The following is a 20,879-nucleotide window of genomic DNA, read 5'->3' as shown; positions in this document are numbered from 1 at the left end:
ATAAACAGGGATTAGATTCAGAATACAACAGGAATTATGTTATGGTATAACACAATTATGCGATGGTATAGCGTTAGAGAGCCAAAACATACACTGCGAAGTTCTTGTCAGATTTTGCTGTAGAGTATGTTTCCTAGTTCACTGTTTTCTAGCTCACAACGAGTCAAGGCCGTGGAATGCATTGCTGGGAAAGGCGTTGTCGTAACCGCCACAATCCACCGCCACAATCCACCGCCACAATATCGCCATAATATATCACTGAGATTGACTGATGAATCAAGCCACAGATCGAACGGCCTGATCAATTGGCTCATAGTTTTTTGCTTGGCGTTGCTGAATAGCGGAATGAATCATGGAGTTGCTGTCAGGTTGGCAGCCCCCTTTTCTGGGATGACCGCAGGGCTATAATCACCCTTTCTGGGATGCCCGTTAGGGCTATATGCTGGAGGACTTTGAAAGATTAGTTCATCCCCAGCATTGAGGAGCTAGAGGGGCAATTCATACTCCCATTCAACGACGCTTTTTGCTCATAGTTTTTGTCAGGTAGATTTGCAAGGGGGTAGTAGTGGGCTTTGCAGCCGCTTCGAGAAACGACTAATTTATGCGGCTCAATAAAATTTTGTAGTAATTCCAGTAATATTAATGCTATTACTCCAGCAATACCAGCTTACAATTGACTTTTCCCCTGGTTTGCCTCAGATTTGAGTCAACAAAATTGGCTTATATCCTTTTCTCCCCGACACTATCAGCGCCGAGCATAAAATATGATCCCCTTTCGCAGTTTTATTCATAAAAGTTCCATTCGCAAACCAGGACTAAAGCGGCGAGTGATGCTAATGCTGGGGGCAATCATCAGTAGTTTATGCCTCTTCATTGCCATTCCTTTCATCGCTTCACCAGCAGCCCAAGCGCAACAAACATTTACGGGTACACCAGCCGAGAAACCAGCTTATTTTGATCGCCTGCTGTCTGTGATTGATCAGGATGGCAATCGGCTGATCAATCTCTTCAAAGACATCCACCAGAATCCAGAGTTGGCATTCATGGAAACCCGCACGGCAGAGATTGTCGCCAAGGAACTGCGGGCACTGGGCTACGAGGTCAAAACCGGCATTGCTCAAACGGGCGTGGTGGGAATTCTGCGCAATGGTGACGGTCCAACCCTGATGTACCGCGCCGATATGGACGCACTGCCCGTGGAAGAAACCACCGGATTGCCCTATGCCAGCACGACGCGGGCGGTGAATGACGATGGCGAGGAGGTGCCGGTGATGCATGCCTGTGGTCACGATGCCCATACCATCTGGTTACTGGGGCTAGCAAAGGCGATGGTAGAGTTGAAATCCGACTGGAACGGAACCCTGGTTTTGGTGGCGCAACCGGCAGAAGAAGGCGTCAGGGGTGCGAAAGCGATGGTCGCGGATGGGCTTTACACCACGCACGGTGTGCCGGTTCCCGATTATCTGTTGGGCATGCATACGGCTCCTGGGCCAACAGGGGTGGTTGTCAGCGCACCAGGAACGCGAATGGCAGGCAGTGCCCATCTTGATGCCGTGATTAAGGGTGTTGGAGGGCATGGGTCTTCTCCGCACCTGGCCAAAGATCCAATTTTGATGAGCGCTTTCGCGATCACCCAGTATCAAGCCATCGTGGCACGGGCGATTGACCCCCAAGAAGCGGCAGTGATTACGGTGGGGTCGATTCAAGCAGGAGAAACCGCCAATGTAATCCCAGAGGAATCGCAGCTCAAAATCAATTTGCGCTGGTTCAATCCCGCAGTCAAAGAAACGCTAGTCAACGGAATTCGCTCAGTAAATGAATCGCTGGCGCACGCCTATGGTATGCCTGCCGATAAACTGCCGACCCTCTCAGAGAAAGGCAGCACGACTCCCCTAGTCAATGACGCAGCGGTGATCGATCGGATCAACCCTCGACTGGCAAATCTACTTGGAGCGAACAGAATACTCACTGACTTTCCAGCCACCACAGGCTCAGAAGATGTTCATTTGCTCAAGGGTGATAATGAAACTATTCAGTTTGGTTTTCTCCAGGTGGGTGTGGCGGAACCTGCTCTGTTTGCCCAAGCCCAAGCTGAAGGCAAGCTAGTGCCGTTCTCCAACCACAACCCCAACTTTCAAGTGGATCTGAATGCCATCCCGCTTGGAACCAAGATAGCCACGGTGATGACAATGGAATTTTTGCAAAAGTAGATACTGGTGAGAGCAGTGAATGTGAGTAGATGGGTCGTTCGGCGATGCTCACGAGCTGTGGATGTTCAGTTTGCTTGTCGTGGGCGACATCACTGACCTCTTACTTTCAACCAAGCAAGCATTTGCTCGACTGTCAGTTCTAAGTCAATCTCCGGCAGGCAAGGCAGCAAAGCGTCACCGTCCCACTCTTCTGGCAAACTATTGGGACGATACAGCAGCACCACCCGTTCTTCTGGATCGATCAGCCAGCCCAAATGGCTGCCATGCCGGAGGCTATGTAAAATCTTGCGCGTCACCTTGGTCTGACTCTGATCGGGCGACAGAATCTCAATCACCCACTCTGGCGCAAACTCAATGCCTGCACTGCTAATGTCGCCATTTTGATCAACTGGGATACGATTGCTACTTACCACGCTTAGGTCAGGCACAATTGAGCGACCACCAAACGTGCATCTCAATTCCGGAAACGCTTCATAGCGCGAACCTGATGCATTGATAACTGTCGCTAACCGTAACTGCAAACGGCTGTGCTTGCCTCCGGGCATTGGCTTCTGAATCGCCTCTCCATTGATAAACTCCCAAGCTGGTGAATCCTCTATATAAGGCAACTTTAAGAACTGATCCAAGTTTAGAGGATAGGGCACTGCAATCGTCATAGGTACAGAAGCAACGGTGCCTCCCTGCCCATCCAGCACCCGCAATACCAGCTTCACCGGATCAAGCCCTACTCGAAACGCCTGCTGCGCCTGGATCAGATTTCCGACAAAACTCTGGAGTTGGGCATCCCAGTAGAGGCTAGCCTGACTACCATCCGGCTGAGGCACCGCCAGGGCCGCACCCACTGCCGCAATTGGTTGAATCGCGTAATGAAGTTGTAACCGAGCTATAGTTAACGATTGAGGAAATGAAGTAGAGATCATAAGAGGTAAAAAAAGTTGATGGATGATATCAAGTTTGGTTAATTAGCCACCGTTCTGGTAGGGACGAAGCATTGGCGTCAGACGCTCTGTAGCCACGCCCTGAATTCATTTCGCCAATGCTTCGCCCTTACGGTAGGGTGGTTGTTCCAAGATAATGCAAGCTAAACAGATTCTCTGGATCCGTCCACACCGATTTAGTATGATATCCAGCCGTCGCCGCCAGCCCCTGAAATTCTGCAACCGTGTACTTATAGGAATGCTCTGTCCGCAGCCTCTCACCCGCACAAAATCCGATTTCCTGATCGCCTAAGCGAATCGTTTGATCCTTAAGGCTAACAATGTACATCTCAATTCGGCCAATCGGATTATAGACGGCAGTATAGGTGAAATTGTTCAAATCGAAATCACTGCACAGTTCCCGGTTCATTCGCACTAGCGCATTTAGAGCAAAGGCGGCTGAAATCCCCAGAGAATCATCATAAGCAGGTTCCAGAATCTCCTTGCTCTTTTTCAGATCCACCCCAATCAGCAGATCGCCATGCGGTTCTAGCAGCAATGAGACATTACGCAGAAACTGCACCACTTCAGCCGGTTCCAAATTGCCAATTGAAGAACCAGGAAAGAAACCAACCTTGTGTTTATGCCGCAGCGTCGGAATATCGGGTAAGGCAATCGGCTGAGTGTAGTCGGTGCAAACAGCAATCGCCTCCAAGCCTGGATAATCAGCAACCAAGCGATTGCAGGACTCCTGCAAATGCTGCTTAGAAATATCCAATCCCAGATAAGTTGCCAATTGCGGCATGGCATCCAGCAGAATCCGCACCTTCTGACTACTGCCACTGCCAAATTCAATCAATGCCCCATCCCCGATCAGCATAGCAATTGCTTCAGCATTGTCCTGTAAAATCGAAATCTCAGTGCGAGTCAAGTAGTATTCATCCAGCGTACAAATCGCATCGAACAATTCAGCTCCCCGCTTGTCATAGAGAAATTTAGGCGGAAAGGTTTTTTGAGGTTGACGCAATCCCTGCAAAACTTCGGCTCGAAAATCATCCAGCGGTGGATGCAGATCGTAGAGCACAACAGGAGACTTGAGATTGAGCGTTGCTGTCATGGTGTTTGATAGTAATAGGTTAACCAGCGAGGCGAATGCCACTAAACTGCCAGCGAGCCGCAGGCGGAAAGAAGTTGCGATAGGTTGAACGAATGTGGTTAGGAGGCGTGGCACAGGAGCCGCCCCGCAGCACCATTTGATTGCACATAAACTTGCCGTTATACTCCCCAACCGCGCCCGCCGCCGGCTGAAATCCCGGATAGGGCAAATAGGCACTCTGCGTCCACTCCCAAACATCGCCAAACAATTGGTCAGGTCGAGTCAGTCCCTGAGCCGCAATCGGATGCAGATATCCGGTTTCCAGAAAGTTACCCTGCACCGCAACTCCCGCCGTTGCCACTTCCCACTCCGCTTCGGTTGGCAAGCGTTTCCCCCGCCAGCGCGCAAAGGCATCCGCCTCATAAAAACTGACGTGACACACCGGCTCATCCAGATTAACTGGACGCATTCCCGCCAGCGTCATCATCCACCACTCACCGTCGATCGGCTCCCAATACAACGGAGCCTGCCACTGAGCCGCCTGCACCGTCGCCCAACCCTCCGAGAGCCAGTGTTCCGGCTTGCTGTAACCTCCTGCCTGCATAAATTCCAGGTACTCACCATTCGTCACCAGCTGCGCTGCCAGCCAGTAATCTTGCAGATAAACCGAATGCTGGGGAGATTCATTATCAAAGGCAAATTCGTTGCCCGCGTAACCAATAGAATACAACCCACCCGGATAGTCTAGCCAATGCTCTTTAGTAGAGCCAGGAACAGGCGACGCAGGCAAATCTAAACGGTAGGCAGAACGCAGCGGATTCAGCGCTAGGATATGCTTAATGTCTGTGACTAACAATTCCTGATGTTGCTGCTCATGATGCAGCCCCAACTGGATCAAAGCCTCTAACGTCGGATCCAAAGACGAGGAAAGCAGCACTCGCATCCCATCATCCACATAGGCTCGATACCGATAAACCTCTGCTACCGTTGGCCGCGACAGTAACCCCCGCTGCGGTCGAGGATGCCGCTGTCCCACCGCCTCGTAATAGGAATTAAACAAATAGCCATACTGAGGGTGAAAAACCTGATAACCCGGCAGATAGGGCACCAGCAAAAAAGTTTCAAAAAACCAGCTAGTATGGGCCAAATGCCATTTCGGCGGACTCACATCCGCCATACTCTGGATCACATAATCCTCGATGGCCAGAGGTTGGCAAATTTGTTCACTCAACTGTCGCACCTGTTGATACTGCTCAATCAGCAGCCGTGTTTCTTGCTGCAATGCGAAATTCGACAAAATCATAGATTGAGTCTTATCCTCAGTAGGACGACCATTCATATTCGCGATTCCTTCCAAAAAACGTAAGGACTGCCGTGTCTACTATACATCTAGCGGAGCGTAGCCGCACCAAACGTTGCATTAAATCTACGGCACCAGATCGCCGCCGAAGCATAGTCAGACAAGTTGACGTTGGCAGGAATTTCATACCGCTGCGCTCCCTGAAACTGTTGCAGTGGCGCGATCACCACATAGCTATCTGCCGTCAGCGCATAGGCCGGTGGCTGAGTTGAACCGAGCACATCCGCATCCTGATGCAGAATCACCACCAGATCAGGACCCATCTCAGACGTTTTGAAATCCTCCCCCAGTTCAATAAATTGCTGCCCATTCTCAGCCCCAACCCGAACCGTTCCCGTCGTCGGGTGTTCTCCAGCCACAAAGGTGCCCGATTTCGTAGTTAGTTCGGTTGCAGGAGATGCTTGACCGACATCCCCGACCGATGGCGCAGGTGATTCAACAGCGGGTGATTCAACGTTAGTAGACCTTGGCTCAGCACAGCTAACCATCAGAAAAGCTGTAATTGCCAGCATGCCAAAAAGGTTCCGCTTCATGATCATTACCTTATTCATTCAACTCAGTGATTACCGACTCGTAAACCCAAAACTGCACATGAAAGCTATTATTCGCGGGCTAGCTGATCAAACCCAGATAGCTCATATTTCTTCCTTCTACTGTTCCTGATAATTCCAGAGCAGCCCACCATCCACAAAGAAAGTGGAACCCGTGATGTAATCCGCATCCGATGACGCCAGAAACTCCACCAGAGCCGCCACATCCTGAGGCTGCCCCAACCGCCCCAGCGGAATGTTATGCAGCAAGGCACCCAGCTTTTCCGGATCGTTCAACAGCTTCGTATTAATTGGTGTTTCAATTGCCCCCGGTGCCACATTGTTGATCGTGATGCCCAGCGGTCCCAGTTCCACCGCGAGATTGCGAGTCAACATTTTCATCCCGCCCTTACTAGCGCAATAGGCTGTGAAATTAGGAAAAGGCAGTTCCTCATGCACCGAACTAATATTGATCACTTTGCCCGTTCGCTGCGTCGCCACCAGATGGTTAACAAACGCCTGCGTTGCAAAGAACACGCCTTTCAGGTTTACATTCATCACCGCCTCGTAATCCGCTTCCGTGACGGTTTCAAACGGCGCATGTTTTTCGATTCCAGCATTGTTTACCAGGATATCCAACTGACCAAAATGCGCAATGCTCTCCGCCATACTACGAACAAAGCCCGCTCAACGCAAAAGCAAACTCAATGCATTTCTCCAGTCTTCAGTGCGCTTTAGCGTACTTCCCCTACTAGCCCACAATTTATTCGCGGGCGGGACAACAGCTAATAGTGATTAGATTTCTCGAAACTACCGTCAGCCTCACACCTCAACCAGAGGCGACTACACAGCTATGCCAACGGGCAGAACAGGTGTTGCCTACCTATAACAACACATTCACCTCTTTAGGAGTTTCAATTCATGTTCAATCTCAAACAGGCTTCACTTTTCGCTGCTTTTGGTGCAGTTCTGGCAATTGGAGCTAGTGCAACCCCCGCTCAAGCCCTAAACATTGTCAGTGGCTCGGTTAGCGGCATTTGGGACTGGGACTACGATGGCGCAGGTGGATTGAACGTGGGGGATACCTTCACCGCTGATTACACCTACGACAGCGATAGTATCACTGAGTCTGACTATTCATATTCTGGTTACTACAACTCTAAGACTAGACAGACATCCCTGCTCAGTCTGGTGTTAAACTCTGGCAGCTACAGCCACACGTTTGATCCCAGCTATTTGAGCAATGGTCACGGTCATATCCAGTGGTATCGCTGGCAATCCACTTCGGCAGATATGGGCTAACCGATTATGAGCAAACACACCTCTATGCCTACGACCCAGGCAACTACTTCTACACCTACAACAATTCAGGGGTTGACTACTACGGCACTTCCTTTGACTCCAACTACTCACGAATTTACGGCGGCTACGACTCCAACACTAGCATCTCCTCATTTGATGCGTACAGCTACAGCCCTGTCAGGTTCTCTGGCGCAACACCTGCACCGACAGCGGTTCCCACACCCGCTCTCCTTCCAGGCTTAGTCGGTCTAGGCATGGCGGCACTGCGGAAGCGGAAAGAGAATCAGGGGCAAGAGGTGGCAGAAACGGCAGAAGTTTAGAACGGTTGGTTGTGTTCGATCGCTCTGACTTGTTTTGAGAAAGGGCGATCGGATCTCATCAAGGGCAATTAGGCGACAACACTCTGTGGAAGAAGTATGATCAAGCTATTGCTCTCAAACCAGCGATCGCGATGAATATTCAGCTTGTCGAATCAATCAAACAATTGATCTTGGCACTTCCGCAAGAGGAACAGCTTTGGTTAAAGGCGCAATTAACCGAAGAAAGTAATCGTCAGTCGGCTCAAGTGGTTGACCTTAACCCATTCAGCGGCATCCTGCAACTGCAAGAAGATCCGCTTGAGTTTCAGCAGCGAATTCGCGATGAATGGACATAGAGATAATGCGGTATGTCCTCGATACTAATGTGGCTTTGTATCTTTTGGGTGGACGACTTGCAAATCCTTTGCCTGTGGGTGAGGTTTATTTGTCCGTTATCAGCGAAATAGAGATGCTTTCCTACCCAACAATCCCTGAAGCGGAGACGTTGGCGATTCATCAGTTCCTATCTCAAGTTACGGTCATTGGTATTGACGAAGCGGTGAAACAAATGACAATTGCGCTCCGCAAAAAATATCGATTAAAGTTACCGGATGCAATAGTTTGTGCCTCGGTATTATCAGTCAACGCCATTTTATTGAGTAACGACGTCCAATTGAATAGAATCACAGAAATTAGTGTGAATGCTGTTCAGATTCAATAAATCAGGTTCAAGAAACAGAGAATCTCTAGAATCCAAGGTTTCCAAAATGCAGCAATTGTCCGGGTGCAGGTTCAAGATAAAGTGCGATTGCCTCTGAATGTTCCTGAGCGCTTCTTCTCGGTTTCTCCGGCTGAAGAGCAACCTGGTAGCTCTGGACACCACACTGCCCAATCTTCAGTCTCCGGCTCTGGCTCCAGCACGACTCGCCACTTCATAGAGGATTTTTCCTTTGATAAACGTTACAACGGCTGAACTGCTTTCTATTTAGCGTAACAAAAGAGAGTGCTAGCGCCCAAGCTTAGCCGACCTAGGAATAACTGCTCTGCGGAAACGGAGCACCGGAAGTGATCCCGTAAGTTTTAAGTTGTATTTGAAAATAGTTGTTTGTACTTACTGTGAAGCAATATGCCTAAAATCACCGTCGGCGATATAGACATCAACTACCAAATCCAAGGCACAGGCGAACCCCTGCTGCTGATCATGGGTCTCAGCTTCAGCCTGCTAGATTGGGGCACCCAACTCCCCGAACTCCTCGCGCAGCACTACAAAGTGATTTTGTTCGACAACCGCGATGCAGGAGAAACCAGTCAATCATCCTGCGCCTATACGTTGGCTCAAATGGCCGCCGATGCCGCAGGATTGCTCGATGCTTTAGGTGAATCTAAGGCGCATGTGTTTGGAATCAGCATGGGCGGCATGATTGCTCAACATTTTGCCCTTAATTATCCTAATAAATTGAACAAGCTGATTCTCGGCTGCACAATGGCGGGAGGAGCCTGTAGCCAACCAGGAGCGTTCAGCGACTTATTTAACGGTAACGTTCTAGAGCTGTTATTTATGCCAGAGTTTATTCAGCAGCATCAAACTGAATTGGCAGCATTTCTACAAACGACGATGCCATTTCACAGCAAAGGAGGAGGGTTAATCCGTCAATTCTCTGCTATGAACAGTCACGATACCTGCGATTTGTTGAGCAAAATCACCGCTCCGACACTCGTGATCACTGGAGATCGCGATCGCGTCATTCTCCCGCAGAACAGCGATATTTTGACTGAAAAAATTCCAGGTGCTAAATAGGAAATCGTCAAAGATGCCGCTCATGCTTTTTGTTTTAGCCATCCGGATGTCGTAGCAACCACCCTCATCAATTTTTTGGAGCATTAATCATGATAGACGAAACAGCTTTGATTCAAAAGACCTTTGAGCAATATGCAGAGGCGTTTCAAGCGCTTCAACCCAGGAAGGTTCTACCTTTCTTTCATTTTCCAGCTATGCTAATTTCACCTGGGAAAGTTGCTGTAATTAGTAATCCAGTCGTCGGTTGCTTTGGCTTTAAGCAGGCAATGAAAGACTTGAAACGGCGTTGTTTTACTCGCAGTTATGCCGAATCATTAGCTGTTCAACAGCTTAGCGACGATACCGCAATTGTAACTGGAAAGGTGATTCGGCTCAAGCAGTGCAAAAATGATACCGAAGAAACACTTCTTGAATGTTTTAATCTAAACTATACGATGCGTAAGGTAGACGGCAGCTGGAAGATTATTGTTGGTGTGCTGACAGAAACTATTTGAATGATGCTGTTTTGATTCAGAATGAGAATGCAAACGGTCAACAATCATAAGCTGAGAAACCAATAAACTGAATTTGAAACGATTGGTTTAAAGGTTCTGTAACTTTTTATATTATCCTCCGGTTGACCTGGAGTATGACTGAATTTATTTCTTGTAAATCAGTTTTCATGGGGTATGACTGAGCAACTTTCAAATAACATGCTCAAGAACTGTCCTCATATCCTGCTTTGTTATCAATCTTATAAAGGTCTTTATGCCTGTTGAATTCAGCCCTTCCACTAATCTTCCAACCGGAAACAATCCAACTACTGTCATCACTGCTGATCTAAATGGAGACGGCAATCTAGATTTGGTGACAAACTTTGATAATTTCAGCGCTTCACCCAACACTAGTGGCAAAACAGGTGTTTCGGTACTGTTGGGCAATGGGACCGGCCAATTTGGAGCAGCGCAAAATTATGCATTAGAGCAAACTGCACCAAATCCGCTTTATCAACAGTTTCAGCAAACTATAGAGGAACAGACTCGGCAGTATCAACAGTTTGTCCAAAGACTACCACCTGGGACTTTTGTGCTGCCTTTCAGTCCTCCTCCCAATCCTCATTCTCCAACCCTAATTAACCCAGTCACGGTACGAACCATCGCCAGCGCAGATGTGAATCGTGACGGGAAGCTAGATTTGATTGGGAAGCCTCTCAAGAGCTGATCTATCGCTACTTTGAAGCACAAGGCCAAACTCGCTCCCACCTCGCCCTCGACTACAACGCAATTGTGGCGTTTTTTCAGAGCCGCTACCGTGGCCCTGACCCCGATAATCCAGACCACTGGACTGGCTATATTTGCCATGAGCCGCTGCTGATCCAGCCCTCTTACCTGGACCAATTGACTCAGGCCAATGTTCGCTGGGGTTTCTTTAGCGGCGCAACAAAGGGATCGGCTGCCTACATCTTGCAGCGTCGTTTGGGCCTACAGGAGCCGATTCTAGTAGCAATGGAAGATGCACCCGGCAAGCCGGATCCAACCGGGCTTTTTATGACTGTGGAACAAATAGAAAAGCAAAACCAGCTTGAAGCAGCAGTTCCAGTGATCTATGCCGGAGACACGGTTGCGGATTTACAAACAGTACAGCGAGCTAGAGACCTACAGCCAGAGCGGACTTGGATTGGCGTTGGTATTCTCCCTCCCCATGCTCAGCAGTCGGCAGACTATGCCCAGACCTATGCCGCGAATCTAAAGCGAGTAGAAGCAAAAATAGTCCTGAATAATGTAGAGCAGCTTGATTTAAACCAGATTCAGCAGTTAATCAATTAGGCAGCATCTAAGCACATAGCCTTTAATAAGCGGACACTTGAATGCAGCATAGTTGGGAGATTAGAAGAATAATCGCAAAAATAACTTTATACAAACAAAATACAGACAGACTACAAATCATGGCTAGAAAATGGCTACAAATCAGTAGAGCACAGCTCCATCTCTGCCATTCCTACACGAAGCCAGCTAAATCAGATGGGCCGTTTTGCTGCGGCTGAAGGAAGACAGCAGTTCGTACAGCCACTCCAAACCCATTTCGCTCACCCAAGCGGGCATTTCATCCGAATAGGGCCGGGGTGCTAGAGCGTCAGTAAGCTGGGATTTCATCGAAGCCTCCTTGATGGGGTATTTCTCTCTAGCTTTAGATTACTGGAAACTATATCAAGAGACTTCTGGGAGCGATATAAAGTTCCGATGAAGATAGGTAGAAACCCTGCCGTAGTTTCGCGGATTCGTGCTTTCTGATTATCGCCATAGCTTTCAACAAGAAAGGGGCTGCCTGTTCACACCCCCCTTCTGTCTGCTATTTTTCCTGCTATTTTTTATTGTGAGAACTTTAGAAGCTTTTAACTGAGGCGACCTACCTGGCTCGGTCTTGCCGCTACGACTTGGTGTCTGAACAGCTTGCGGGAACGCTCAAGCACAGCTAACGGTAAAACAACTCCCCAGAAAAGGGCACCCACTAAAACGATCATCCACGACAGTTTGTGTCGCTTTGATGTCGAACCATCTAGCCAAAAGGCGGCGAGCAGAATTCCGAAGAACAGCCCGGCTGTCAGCAAATAGAAAGAAACGAAATTCGTTTGCATTGCTCAAGTCCTTTGCCGTCGATTTTTGCTATCGGTTTGATCAGTTAGTGACATGGCCAACTGTCTTTCAACTTTACACGCTGGATCGGTCCCTAACCGGAAAACTTTAAAAAGATTATGAACACCATCTTAAGATAGATGTTTTTTTCGAAAATCCTCTATCTCAATGTGTAGACCCGCTGAATCCTGAGCTATCTAAGGCTGTGCCAGCTCGGAATACCTGACCAATCACCTCTTCAATGGGTGGATCAGTCACCGTCAGGTCAACAATTTCTAACTTTGCCAGCAGCCGCGCAATGGTCTGGGTCAAATCCTCCTGAGGTACGATAAAACGCACCATTCGGCCAGCAGCTTCTTTCACTTCTCCAAAGGATTGCAGATCGGCGATGGGTTGGTCTTCGGCTAGCTCAACGGTGATTTCGCGGCAAGGGGCAAAGCGCTCTAACAGCCCATCCAGGCTGCCATCGTAAATCAGTTGACCGGCATAGATGACCAAAACCCGCTTACAGAGAGCCGTAATGTCCGCCATGTAGTGACTCGTTAACAAAACCGTAGCGCCATAGAGCTGGTTATACTGCCTCAGAAATTCCCGCACGCTGACCTGAGCATTGACATCTAAGCCCAAAGTCGGCTCGTCCAAAAACAGCACTTTGGGGCGATGAATCAGCGCGGCCAATAGCTCTGCCTTCATCCGTTCTCCCAATGACAGCTTGCGCACCGGCTGATTCAATTTATCGCTGAGGGCCAGCATGTCGCTCAACTCCCCAACCCGCTGGCGAAACTCACTGTCGGGAATGTCATACACAGCAGCATTGATCCGCAGAGAATCGAGCGCTGGTAAATCCCAGAGCAACTGCTGCTTTTGCCCCATCACCAGCGTGATCTTTTGCAGAAAGGCGGCCTCTCGTCGAAACGGCACATGCCCTGCCACCTGCACTTGCCCCGTTGAGGGATGGATCAATCCAGTCAACATTTTCAGCGTTGTAGTTTTGCCTGCCCCATTCGGTCCTAGAAAACCGACCACTTCTCCTGCTTCAATTTGAAACGAAACTGACTGCACTGCCGGTACTGCACGGTAAGTACGCTTAAAAAAATGCAGTAGAGTTCCCGCCAGCCCTGGCTCTTTCACCGCTACAGGATAGATTTTGCTAAGGTTTTCGACCGTGATGATAGACATGGGGAAATATCAAACCCAACTAAATGCCCTGCATTAAAATCATTCACACCACAAAGGCGGTTGGCAAATTGCCCCTACAAAGCGATGGCTGACTAACCGGACTCAATATCAACACACACCCTACATATCTCACTTGTTGTGTCTTTAACCTCTTACTTAGGGTTACTTCTGTTCCGGATGCTTGCTTTCGGGGGCATCTAAACCGAATTGATTGATCACGCGCAGCATTTGATAGAGTCGGCCTAGGTCGCGCTGGTTAAAATACATGACAAGACGGGGCAGGTGTTCGGTTTCGCTACCAACTTCTTGGGGCAGAGCAGTAGTTTTTTCAATCCGGCCCTGGATCAAAATGTCGCTAAAGTTTTGATTTAAATACTCGACATCGGCATCGGACAGTTCTAAGTTGAGGCGAATCACCAAGCGATTGCCGACATAGCGACTAGAGTGAAACACACGATAGAAGCCAGCGATGGCTTCACAGGCAACATCCACCCGGTCAGTAATCGTATAGAGGTGCAGATCATCAGCGCTGATCAGGCCGGGCTTGAGCAAATGTTCCCGCACATGGGATTCCCAGCCTTGCCAGTAGCTGGTACCGGGCGGATCGATTAATACTAGGGGCAGGAGGTCGGATTTGCCGGTTTGCATCAGCGTCAAGCACTCAAACGCCTCATCCTGGGTGCCAAAGCCACCGGGAAATAGAGCCAGCGCATCGCTCTCTCGCAAGAAAAACAGCTTGCGGGTGAAGAAATATTTGAAATTGATCAGCTTGGGATCGCCTTCAATAAATGGGTTGGAGCCTTGCTCAAACGGTAACCGAATATTTAAGCCAAAGGATTTGTCGATGCCAGCCCCTTCATTTCCGGCCTGCATAATGCCAGGACCACCCCCCGTAATCACCATAAACCCTTGGGCGGTGACGCATTTGGCGAAGTCCACGGCCATTTGATATTCCAGCGTATCGCGTCGAATCCGGGCCGAGCCAAAAATCGCGATTTTGCGGACATGCCGGTAGGGATAGAAAACCCGAAAGGCTTGCTCCATATCCTGCAAGGAAGAGGCTAGAATCTTCCAGTCAAGTCGATCTCCCTCCACCTCGGCCATACGAACCAGAGTTGTTAATGCCTGCTGGATCAGCGCTCCATGTTTCATCGTGGGCAACTGACTCAACAACTCGCTAATCTCTGCCTGAAGAGATGACAAGGAAGAGGAGGAAGGGAATAGGGTCATGAATTTTCTATCGATGGGCAGTAGTATATTCTATCGAGATTTGGGGCCAGTTGAGAGGGGCTGAAGTGCCAATCCACTGCTTAAACCTGGGTTTAGGGCTGGGTTAGTGCCAACAGTTTTTTACCGAATTAACGAATTAACAAAGAAGCGTTGCTGAATTCGGCTATGATAGGCCCCCTAGGCCCCCAATGCTGGGCTACCGTGTACACATCTCGATGGTGCTCCGCACCGCCCGGAGGGCGATGGTGCTCCGCAGTGCCAAGTCTCGCTGGCGCGGGCAAGATGCTCGCACTGCATCTACCGTTTAATCAGATTAACGACCTCTTAATTGCATTCAAAAGCTGTCTTTAGCAAGAGGACAGATAGAGATAGTCAATCTAAGGTCAAGAGGAAAACCGTTTCAATGAGTTCCATAGCCTCTCCCAGTTTGCTTAGGAAGACACGATTAGCCATCAACAGGGGATACATATGCAATTAAGTTTGGTTCTAGTTTGGGTCACTTTATCGTTCATCGTTGTTGGAGTGATCATGCTACTCCTGCAACCCTCACTCGATTCTAATTCACTAATCGCAATTATCAATCCCAATTATTAACTGAGGTGAAATGATGCATTATCTAGTCGCTGTTTTACCCGATCGCATCCAGGCAGAAGCTGCTTACTCAGCCTTAGAGAACGAAGGTATGTCAAACAATCAAATTGACATTCTAGGCAATGGCTACAAAAGTGCTGATGAATATGGCCTGATCAACCCCAACCAACAAATCAAAACTGGTCAAGCTCGCTTTTCCTGGCTCATCCCATTTGGATTTGTGGCAGGATATGCCTTTAATGTTTTAACGGGTATCAAATTGTTACCAGCGATTGGTGCTTTTGGCAATCATTTGCTCGGCGGCATTCTAGGAGCAATTGCAGGTGGTCTGGGAGCCTACTTTGTTGGCGGGGGCACCGGGCTGCTCGTCGGCAGTGGTGATGCATTGTCCTATCGCAATCGACTCAATGCTGGCAAGTATTTGATTGTGGTGAAAGGCAGCGAAGAACTAACTGAGCGAGCGACTCGCGTGCTGCGTCAGTTTGAACCAGAGAACCTGCAAGGCTATGCTGAACCGAGTGAAACAAAAGTAACCTCGGTATAGCACCTGCGGCCAAGTTGCAGGATTCTGCAATCGATCGAGCTGATTTCGGCAAGCAAATCAGCAGAATTAAGCAAACCCATACACCAGTAGATGCCTTAGATTGAGGCAAGGATAAGCCTATAGGCTCTCTAAAAGCTTGGCACTGTCTTTCCGGTAGGCTAGAAAATAGAGAATATCCCCCAATCTAGAAGGTAATCATGCATCCTGCCAAATTCTGTTCGGTTAGAGTTTGCCCTACTCAGTTTTTCAAAGTCAGAGCTGGTCAGCTTGTACTGATTGGTTTATCGTTGCTGCTGGCCTCTCCTACCTTGGCGCAATACACACCTCCTCAAGATGAACGACCGCCCGACAACACCACAACTACAGGTCATCGAGGTGGCTGTAGCGGAGACGAAACTGTCACTCTAACGGCCCTTGCACCTCAGGGTCATGTAGGTCAAACCCAATCTACTCATCCAACTGTATCCTGGTTCGTTCCCAATTCTGAACCGCGACCCATCGAGTTTTACCTATACGAATACGGTACTGGTAACAATTCTCGTTTAGTTTACAGCACCGTTCTAGAAAGCCAGCCTGGAATGATGTCCTTGTCCTTGCCAACCGATCAGCCAGGGCTGCGACCAGGACAGACCTACACCTGGATTGTGGCTCTGCTATGCAACCCCAATCATCCTTCTAGTGCTATCGTTACCAGTGCTTTTCTGAAAGTCGCCGATGCTGCTCCTACCCCTAATTCAGCTCTCACCGGCACTGCCGATCCACTAGCGCAAGCCAGGCTCTATGCCGAAGCAGGGTTATGGTACGACGCCATTAGCACAGCCATCAATATCAACACATCCGCCGCACAAGAACTCCAGCGAGCGCTATTAAACGATTTGATTCAGGCAGAAGCTACCACCAATCGTGAGCATAGTGATCGCCTCCGACAGGTAGTTGATGCCCAACAGCACTTCCAATAGGTTGCCAATGCTCCCAATAATTTCTTAGCATTCGTTCACCCAGAAATATATCTATTCAGCAACTAATGCCTCATGCGTAATCTGTCTTGGGTCAGAATTCAATTGATGTGATAACCAGGACAAACCTCCGTCCCAGGTACGATTTAGCCGTTGTATCAGATGAAGTAGAAATAGGATGTTAAATCCGATGGAGATTGTATTCTATGAAACTGAATCACTTTAGAAAGCGGCTTGCGGTTGTAGGGCGGTGGATGGCAATCTTAATGCTATTTGTAATTACGCTAGGTTTTGTTTGGCAGGGAGCTTTCACCCCTACCGCAATCGCTGCACCATCAGCAACCTTAATCGCAGCAAACGCGGGCGATCAAGTGCAGGGCAAAGTCAGAGAAGATGCTGGACGAGCCAAAGGCTTTATTCGCGATACTGCCGACAAGGTTGAACGAACTGCCAAGCAAAACGCTCGGCGTGTGGATCAAGCCGATGAAGAAGGTGGTTTCTTTGAGCGTAGAGCTAGGAAAGATGCCGCTCTCATTCAGAAGCGGGCTGAAGAAGATGCCGCTCGGACTCAAAGGGCTGTAGACAAAAGCAAGAACGCAGTTGAAAGCGCAGTTGATAATATCAAGGATGCCTTCGGCAGCTAATGATGTCGCTCTACCTGTGATCCAGATTAGTAGATAAGCATTGGACTAGGTTGCGTGAATGCAGTCAACCGCATTACTCGACGCTTCCTAGTCCTGAATCTACTCCAAATTTTAGTACACTTGAGTGTACGTTCTTAATTAGCTTGTGCTTCAGCAATAGGCACTGCCGTAGACAAACACAAAAAATTTACAGACTTGCCCCGCATGTGAGCGCGGACAACCTCAGCAGCAAAACGGCACCTAAAGTTTACAGATCCTTATATACAAAGATATAAAATCCTCATCACTTTATTTTGACCATCTCAAATACCTGCTTTAGCCACTGCCATCTATTTGACATCACATCTACAGCGTTCATAAATAGGTTGTGAACAAGGGGGTGTGGGGGCGAAGCCCCCACGCAGGGGTTCCACCCCTGCACCCCGTTCAAACTCAAGAAAGGATGGCTGTACCTGGCTAAACGATGAAGTCAACATGAGAGTGGTAAGTGTATCTATTTGTCGTGCGTTACATAATTCACAAACGTCATTGTTTAACCAGTTCGATTGCAGTTAAGAGAGCATCTTGAGTCAATGAGCCATTGTAGCGATAGTTATTAATAAAGAAAGCAGGAGTTGTTGACACGCCGCTTGCCTTACCGCTTTGCAGGTCATGCTGGATCCGATTCACATGCATATCTCCTGTAACTTCTCTGAGGAATTGATTAATATCTAAATCGAGTCCACTCGCATATTCAACTAAGTGACCATTACTGAGCGCCTGGTAATTTCTATACAGACAGTCATGCATCTGCCAAAACCTATCTTGGCTCCCTGCTGCTTCTGCCGCTTCTGCTGCATGTTGAGCATCTGGATGAATATCATGGCAGGGAAAATGCCGATACACAAAGCATAATTGTTCGCCTAACTGCTGCTGCAATGCTTGAATAATTAGGTAAGCTTCAGCGCAGTGGGGACATTGATAGTCCCCATATTGGACGAGTGTGATCGGTGCCGTTAACGATCCCTGCATATGATCGCGGCTGCTCACAGGGAAAATAAGTATATTCACTAGAACTCCGAAACTATTGATAAAAGGGAAATGCAAAAATCACTGCTTACTGACCGTTTGAACAAGCGGCAACCTGACACAAACAGTAGTACCTTGTTGTTTGGAAGATTGGATCTCGACTGTTCCAGCATGGGCAGCAATAATTTCTCTCACAATCATCAGTCCTAATCCATGACCAGAAGATTTGGTTGTAACTGGATGATGCCCTAAAGCCGCGATTACGACCAAATAGATCGCATCGTCAGCAGCCCTGAATCGACAAAGCTCAGCCACGAGATAGCCGAAAAAGCCATAACGTTAGTAAGGCACGAAGCGAGCGTGTTGCCACTCGATCGGTCAAAGAAGATCGCCGTGCTTGGCATTTCGAATGGTTTTGATGGGCCGGGCACGATGGCACCTTTTGCCGGTGCACTCCGGTCCGGCGGCCTGCGTTTTTCACAAAGCTATTTGCAGGAAAATTCGCTTCAGCAGCAGACCGATGCCGCACGCAAAGCGGTTAACGAAGCCGATACGGTCATAGTCGGGCTCTACGGTCGCGTTCGCTCGGGTGCCGCCAACAGCGTTGGCATACCTGAGAACGGTGCCGCAATTCTTCGAGAGGCACTTGCCTCGGGTAAGAAAGTGGTCGGCATCGCGTTCGGGAATCCATACATACTCTCTTCGTTCCCCGAGATGAAAACGTACGTCGTCGCTTACGGCGATATGCCAAGCCTACAGAGAGCAGCGGCCCGCGGCCTGCTTGGACAACAGCAGTTCACCGGAAAACTACCCATCTCGCTCCCGGGCCTACACCCACGCGGCTTCAATGCATCGCTCAACTTACCTAAACCGATTGCCCTTCCAAAGCCCAATTTTCCGCCTGCGGCCTTAGCTGTTCGGGCGAGGAGTGACGTTACGGTAAACGTCTTGATCGATGAAAGCGGCATGGTCAGCGACGCTACCGCGATCTCAGGTCACCCGCTGTTGCGACAGGCAGCAGTGAATGCCGCTAAGGGCTCCACATTTCAGATCGACGATCGAAGTGGATCCAAAACACTAACCATCATTTATCGCTTTGCTGATGAAGGCACGGCTGACTCACCATGCTGTGAAGGGTTTCCTTACTTGGTTACGATAACTGCCCCCGACATCCGAATAGCTCAGGGAGGTACCCCTTAATGTCTTCCTGGCAAATAAAAGATTTCCTTTCGGTCTGCGAAGACCGGCTTCATATTGACGGCCATGATGCTGTCGCATTGGCATACGAATACGGCACGCCGCTTTTTGTTTACAGCGAACCACGCATTAGGCACAACATCGAGCGTCTGCAAAAGGTCGGCGAGAATGTCGGCTGTGCGTTCAAGCTCTGCTATGCGGCAAAGGCGATGTCCACGCTCGGTGTGCTCCGTGCGGTGCGGGACGCGGGATGCGACCTTGAGGTCAATTCAGGCGGCGAACTTTGGAAAGCATTGAAGGCCGGTTTCCGCGGCGACCAACTGAACTTCAACGGCCTGAGCAAAGAGGGCTGGGAGATCGAACTCGCGATCGAAAATGGCGTTTATGCGATCCAGGTCGATTCGCTTTACGAGCTTTCGCTGATCGATGAAACGGCCAAGCGGCTCGGCAAAAAAGCCAACGTTAGCCTGCGGCTCGTGCCCGAGATCGAGTCTGCGACGCACTCCGGCCTGCAAACTGCATTGCTAACCTCGAAATTCGGGATGATGCCCGACGAAGCCTTCGGAGCCTTTGCGAAGTATAAGGATTCCGAATACATAAATCTCAACGGTATTCATCTTCACGTTGGGTCGCAAAACCCTTCGCCTATGGTTTACACACAGGCATTTGATGAGATGTTCGAGTCCCTGCTCCGCATTCATCGCGAAACCGGCATCCGCCTGCGGCATATCAATCTCGGCGGCGGGTTTCCGGTAAATTATCTCCGCGATGGCTCTCATACAAGTGAATTCCCTGCCGAACAACGCAAGATGTTTGCCGCCGATTTCGAACCCGCCGAGGCAATGCGAACCGCATGGGCCGAGGTCCGCAAAAAGGCCGAAGCCGAAAACGCGATCGAATTGCTCGAAGGCATAACACTCCTTCTCGAACCCGGCCGCTCGATCATCGCCGACGCCGCCATCTGTCTTACAACCGTTCGTAATGCAAAGCAACGGCCAACTGACGACCGGCGACTGACGAGCGACCGTTGGCTCCTGACCGACGCAGGCTTCAACATCCTGCTCTCAATGGAGACATACAAATGGTATTACCATCTCATCTCCGCCGAGCGTGCCGGCGAGCCGCACGAGACGCCCTACAAACTTGCCGGCCCGCTCTGCGATGGCGGCGATGTATATTTTGATATTGAAGGAGAAGGAAGGCTTCCGGACCACCGGCTCTTGCCCGAAAATGTCGAACCCGGCGAGGTGCTCGCGTTGCTCAATTGTGGTGCCTATTCGCTTGCACAGGCTTCGCAATACAATGCCCGGTTTCTTCCGCCGGTCGTCCTGACGAAAACGGATGGTACCGCCGAACTCATCCGCCGCCGCGACACCTTCGAAGACCTCATCGGTAACGACCTGTGA

General features: G+C 49.4%; 26 protein-coding genes. 15 read left to right on the top strand and 11 right to left on the bottom strand.

What is annotated here, in order from left to right; all coding sequences use genetic code 11:
• Positions 1-764: 764 nt before the first annotated feature.
• The gene (locus tag JVX88_RS13000; RefSeq protein ID WP_211627685.1) at positions 765-2,210 is read left to right on the top strand and encodes an amidohydrolase; all 1,446 of its coding nucleotides are present in this window, start codon (positions 765-767) and stop codon (positions 2,208-2,210) included.
• An 89-nt stretch (positions 2,211-2,299) separates the two neighbouring features.
• Here JVX88_RS13000 and JVX88_RS12995 read toward each other — a convergent pair whose 3' ends face one another.
• The 5 genes from JVX88_RS12995 to JVX88_RS12975 all read right to left on the bottom strand — a co-directional run bounded on the left by JVX88_RS12995 (position 2,300) and on the right by JVX88_RS12975 (position 6,782).
• The gene (locus JVX88_RS12995) at positions 2,300-3,130 is read right to left on the bottom strand and encodes a Uma2 family endonuclease (protein ID WP_315875328.1); all 831 of its coding nucleotides are present in this window, start codon (positions 3,128-3,130) and stop codon (positions 2,300-2,302) included.
• 127 nt (positions 3,131-3,257) lie between these two features.
• The gene (gene egtD / locus JVX88_RS12990) at positions 3,258-4,244 is read right to left on the bottom strand and encodes an L-histidine N(alpha)-methyltransferase (protein WP_211627684.1); all 987 of its coding nucleotides are present in this window, start codon (positions 4,242-4,244) and stop codon (positions 3,258-3,260) included.
• A gap of 19 nt (positions 4,245-4,263) precedes the next feature.
• Complete coding sequence (egtB, locus tag JVX88_RS12985) at positions 4,264-5,562, bottom strand: ergothioneine biosynthesis protein EgtB (protein WP_263975518.1); 1,299 nt, start codon at positions 5,560-5,562, stop codon at positions 4,264-4,266.
• Positions 5,563-5,612: 50 nt separating this feature from the next.
• Positions 5,613-6,116 carry a DM13 domain-containing protein gene (locus JVX88_RS12980; RefSeq protein ID WP_225931399.1) on the bottom strand — a complete coding sequence of 168 codons (504 nt, stop codon included), beginning with the start codon at positions 6,114-6,116 and terminating at the stop codon, positions 5,613-5,615.
• A gap of 117 nt (positions 6,117-6,233) precedes the next feature.
• On the bottom strand, positions 6,234-6,782 hold the full coding sequence (locus JVX88_RS12975; protein WP_263975517.1) for an SDR family NAD(P)-dependent oxidoreductase: 549 nt from the start codon (positions 6,780-6,782) through the stop codon (positions 6,234-6,236).
• A 252-nt stretch (positions 6,783-7,034) separates the two neighbouring features.
• Between JVX88_RS12975 and JVX88_RS12970 the strand changes: the two genes are divergently transcribed.
• The 9 genes from JVX88_RS12970 to JVX88_RS12930 all read left to right on the top strand — a co-directional run bounded on the left by JVX88_RS12970 (position 7,035) and on the right by JVX88_RS12930 (position 11,317).
• Positions 7,035-7,415: a hypothetical protein gene (locus JVX88_RS12970; protein WP_211627683.1), complete on the top strand. Its 381-nt coding sequence runs from the start codon at positions 7,035-7,037 to the stop codon at positions 7,413-7,415.
• The gene (locus JVX88_RS12965) at positions 7,376-7,735 is read left to right on the top strand and encodes a PTPA-CTERM sorting domain-containing protein (RefSeq protein WP_211627682.1); all 360 of its coding nucleotides are present in this window, start codon (positions 7,376-7,378) and stop codon (positions 7,733-7,735) included. The genes JVX88_RS12970 and JVX88_RS12965 overlap by 40 nt, the downstream gene beginning before the upstream one ends.
• A gap of 131 nt (positions 7,736-7,866) precedes the next feature.
• Positions 7,867-8,070 carry a hypothetical protein gene (locus JVX88_RS12960; protein ID WP_211627681.1) on the top strand — a complete coding sequence of 68 codons (204 nt, stop codon included), beginning with the start codon at positions 7,867-7,869 and terminating at the stop codon, positions 8,068-8,070.
• Positions 8,061-8,435, top strand: coding sequence for a type II toxin-antitoxin system VapC family toxin (locus JVX88_RS12955; protein ID WP_211627680.1), 375 nt, complete (start codon positions 8,061-8,063; stop codon positions 8,433-8,435). Before JVX88_RS12960 ends, JVX88_RS12955 begins: the two co-directional genes overlap by 10 nt.
• 63 nt (positions 8,436-8,498) lie before the next feature.
• Positions 8,499-8,687: a hypothetical protein gene (locus JVX88_RS40615; RefSeq protein WP_211627679.1), complete on the top strand. Its 189-nt coding sequence runs from the start codon at positions 8,499-8,501 to the stop codon at positions 8,685-8,687.
• A gap of 153 nt (positions 8,688-8,840) precedes the next feature.
• Positions 8,841-9,512 (top strand): alpha/beta fold hydrolase, encoded by a 672-nt coding sequence (locus tag JVX88_RS12945; RefSeq protein ID WP_211627678.1) that lies wholly within the window; start codon positions 8,841-8,843, stop codon positions 9,510-9,512.
• Positions 9,513-9,601: 89 nt separating this feature from the next.
• On the top strand, positions 9,602-10,006 hold the full coding sequence (locus tag JVX88_RS12940) for a hypothetical protein (RefSeq protein ID WP_211627677.1): 405 nt from the start codon (positions 9,602-9,604) through the stop codon (positions 10,004-10,006).
• Positions 10,007-10,259: 253 nt separating this feature from the next.
• On the top strand, positions 10,260-10,712 hold the full coding sequence (locus JVX88_RS12935; protein ID WP_211627676.1) for an FG-GAP repeat domain-containing protein: 453 nt from the start codon (positions 10,260-10,262) through the stop codon (positions 10,710-10,712).
• Between the two features lie 65 nt (positions 10,713-10,777).
• Positions 10,778-11,317: an HAD-IA family hydrolase gene (locus tag JVX88_RS12930; RefSeq protein ID WP_263975516.1), complete on the top strand. Its 540-nt coding sequence runs from the start codon at positions 10,778-10,780 to the stop codon at positions 11,315-11,317.
• 186 nt (positions 11,318-11,503) lie between these two features.
• Here JVX88_RS12930 and JVX88_RS12925 read toward each other — a convergent pair whose 3' ends face one another.
• The 4 genes from JVX88_RS12925 to JVX88_RS12910 all read right to left on the bottom strand — a co-directional run bounded on the left by JVX88_RS12925 (position 11,504) and on the right by JVX88_RS12910 (position 14,455).
• On the bottom strand, positions 11,504-11,644 hold the full coding sequence (locus JVX88_RS12925; protein WP_211627675.1) for a hypothetical protein: 141 nt from the start codon (positions 11,642-11,644) through the stop codon (positions 11,504-11,506).
• Between the two features lie 239 nt (positions 11,645-11,883).
• Positions 11,884-12,126 (bottom strand): hypothetical protein, encoded by a 243-nt coding sequence (locus tag JVX88_RS12920; RefSeq protein ID WP_211627674.1) that lies wholly within the window; start codon positions 12,124-12,126, stop codon positions 11,884-11,886.
• Between the two features lie 163 nt (positions 12,127-12,289).
• Positions 12,290-13,303 carry an ATP-binding cassette domain-containing protein gene (locus JVX88_RS12915; protein ID WP_211627673.1) on the bottom strand — a complete coding sequence of 338 codons (1,014 nt, stop codon included), beginning with the start codon at positions 13,301-13,303 and terminating at the stop codon, positions 12,290-12,292.
• A 162-nt stretch (positions 13,304-13,465) separates the two neighbouring features.
• A complete protein-coding gene (locus JVX88_RS12910; RefSeq protein WP_263975515.1) occupies positions 13,466-14,455 on the bottom strand; it encodes an LOG family protein in 990 nt (329 codons plus the stop codon).
• Positions 14,456-15,137: 682 nt separating this feature from the next.
• On the opposite strand from JVX88_RS12910, the gene JVX88_RS12905 reads away from it, so the two are divergent.
• The 3 genes from JVX88_RS12905 (at position 15,138) to JVX88_RS12895 (ending at position 17,268) form a co-directional block, all read left to right on the top strand.
• The gene (locus tag JVX88_RS12905; protein WP_317134628.1) at positions 15,138-15,668 is read left to right on the top strand and encodes a hypothetical protein; all 531 of its coding nucleotides are present in this window, start codon (positions 15,138-15,140) and stop codon (positions 15,666-15,668) included.
• A gap of 197 nt (positions 15,669-15,865) precedes the next feature.
• On the top strand, positions 15,866-16,627 hold the full coding sequence (locus tag JVX88_RS12900; RefSeq protein WP_211627671.1) for a DUF928 domain-containing protein: 762 nt from the start codon (positions 15,866-15,868) through the stop codon (positions 16,625-16,627).
• Positions 16,628-16,830: 203 nt separating this feature from the next.
• The gene (locus JVX88_RS12895; protein WP_211627670.1) at positions 16,831-17,268 is read left to right on the top strand and encodes a hypothetical protein; all 438 of its coding nucleotides are present in this window, start codon (positions 16,831-16,833) and stop codon (positions 17,266-17,268) included.
• A 525-nt stretch (positions 17,269-17,793) separates the two neighbouring features.
• Here the strand turns inward: JVX88_RS12895 and JVX88_RS12890 are convergent.
• Both JVX88_RS12890 and JVX88_RS44065 read right to left on the bottom strand, forming a co-directional pair.
• Entirely contained in the window at positions 17,794-18,318 is a 525-nt protein-coding gene (locus JVX88_RS12890; protein ID WP_225931398.1) for a DsbA family protein, read from the bottom strand.
• Positions 18,319-18,357: 39 nt separating this feature from the next.
• Positions 18,358-18,591, bottom strand: a complete 234-nt coding sequence (locus JVX88_RS44065; RefSeq protein WP_211627669.1) for an ATP-binding protein — start codon at positions 18,589-18,591, stop codon at positions 18,358-18,360.
• Here JVX88_RS44065 and JVX88_RS12880 point away from each other — a divergent pair.
• Positions 18,547-19,476: a glycoside hydrolase family 3 C-terminal domain-containing protein gene (locus JVX88_RS12880; protein WP_315875340.1), complete on the top strand. Its 930-nt coding sequence runs from the start codon at positions 18,547-18,549 to the stop codon at positions 19,474-19,476. The two genes, JVX88_RS44065 and JVX88_RS12880, sit on opposite strands and share 45 nt — an antisense overlap.
• Positions 19,476-20,879, top strand: a complete 1,404-nt coding sequence (gene lysA, locus JVX88_RS12875) for a diaminopimelate decarboxylase (protein ID WP_211627667.1) — start codon at positions 19,476-19,478, stop codon at positions 20,877-20,879. The genes JVX88_RS12880 and lysA overlap by 1 nt, the downstream gene beginning before the upstream one ends.

Source organism: Leptolyngbya sp. 7M (assembly GCF_018128485.1).
This window is presented reverse-complemented; position numbering and strand designations above follow the sequence as displayed.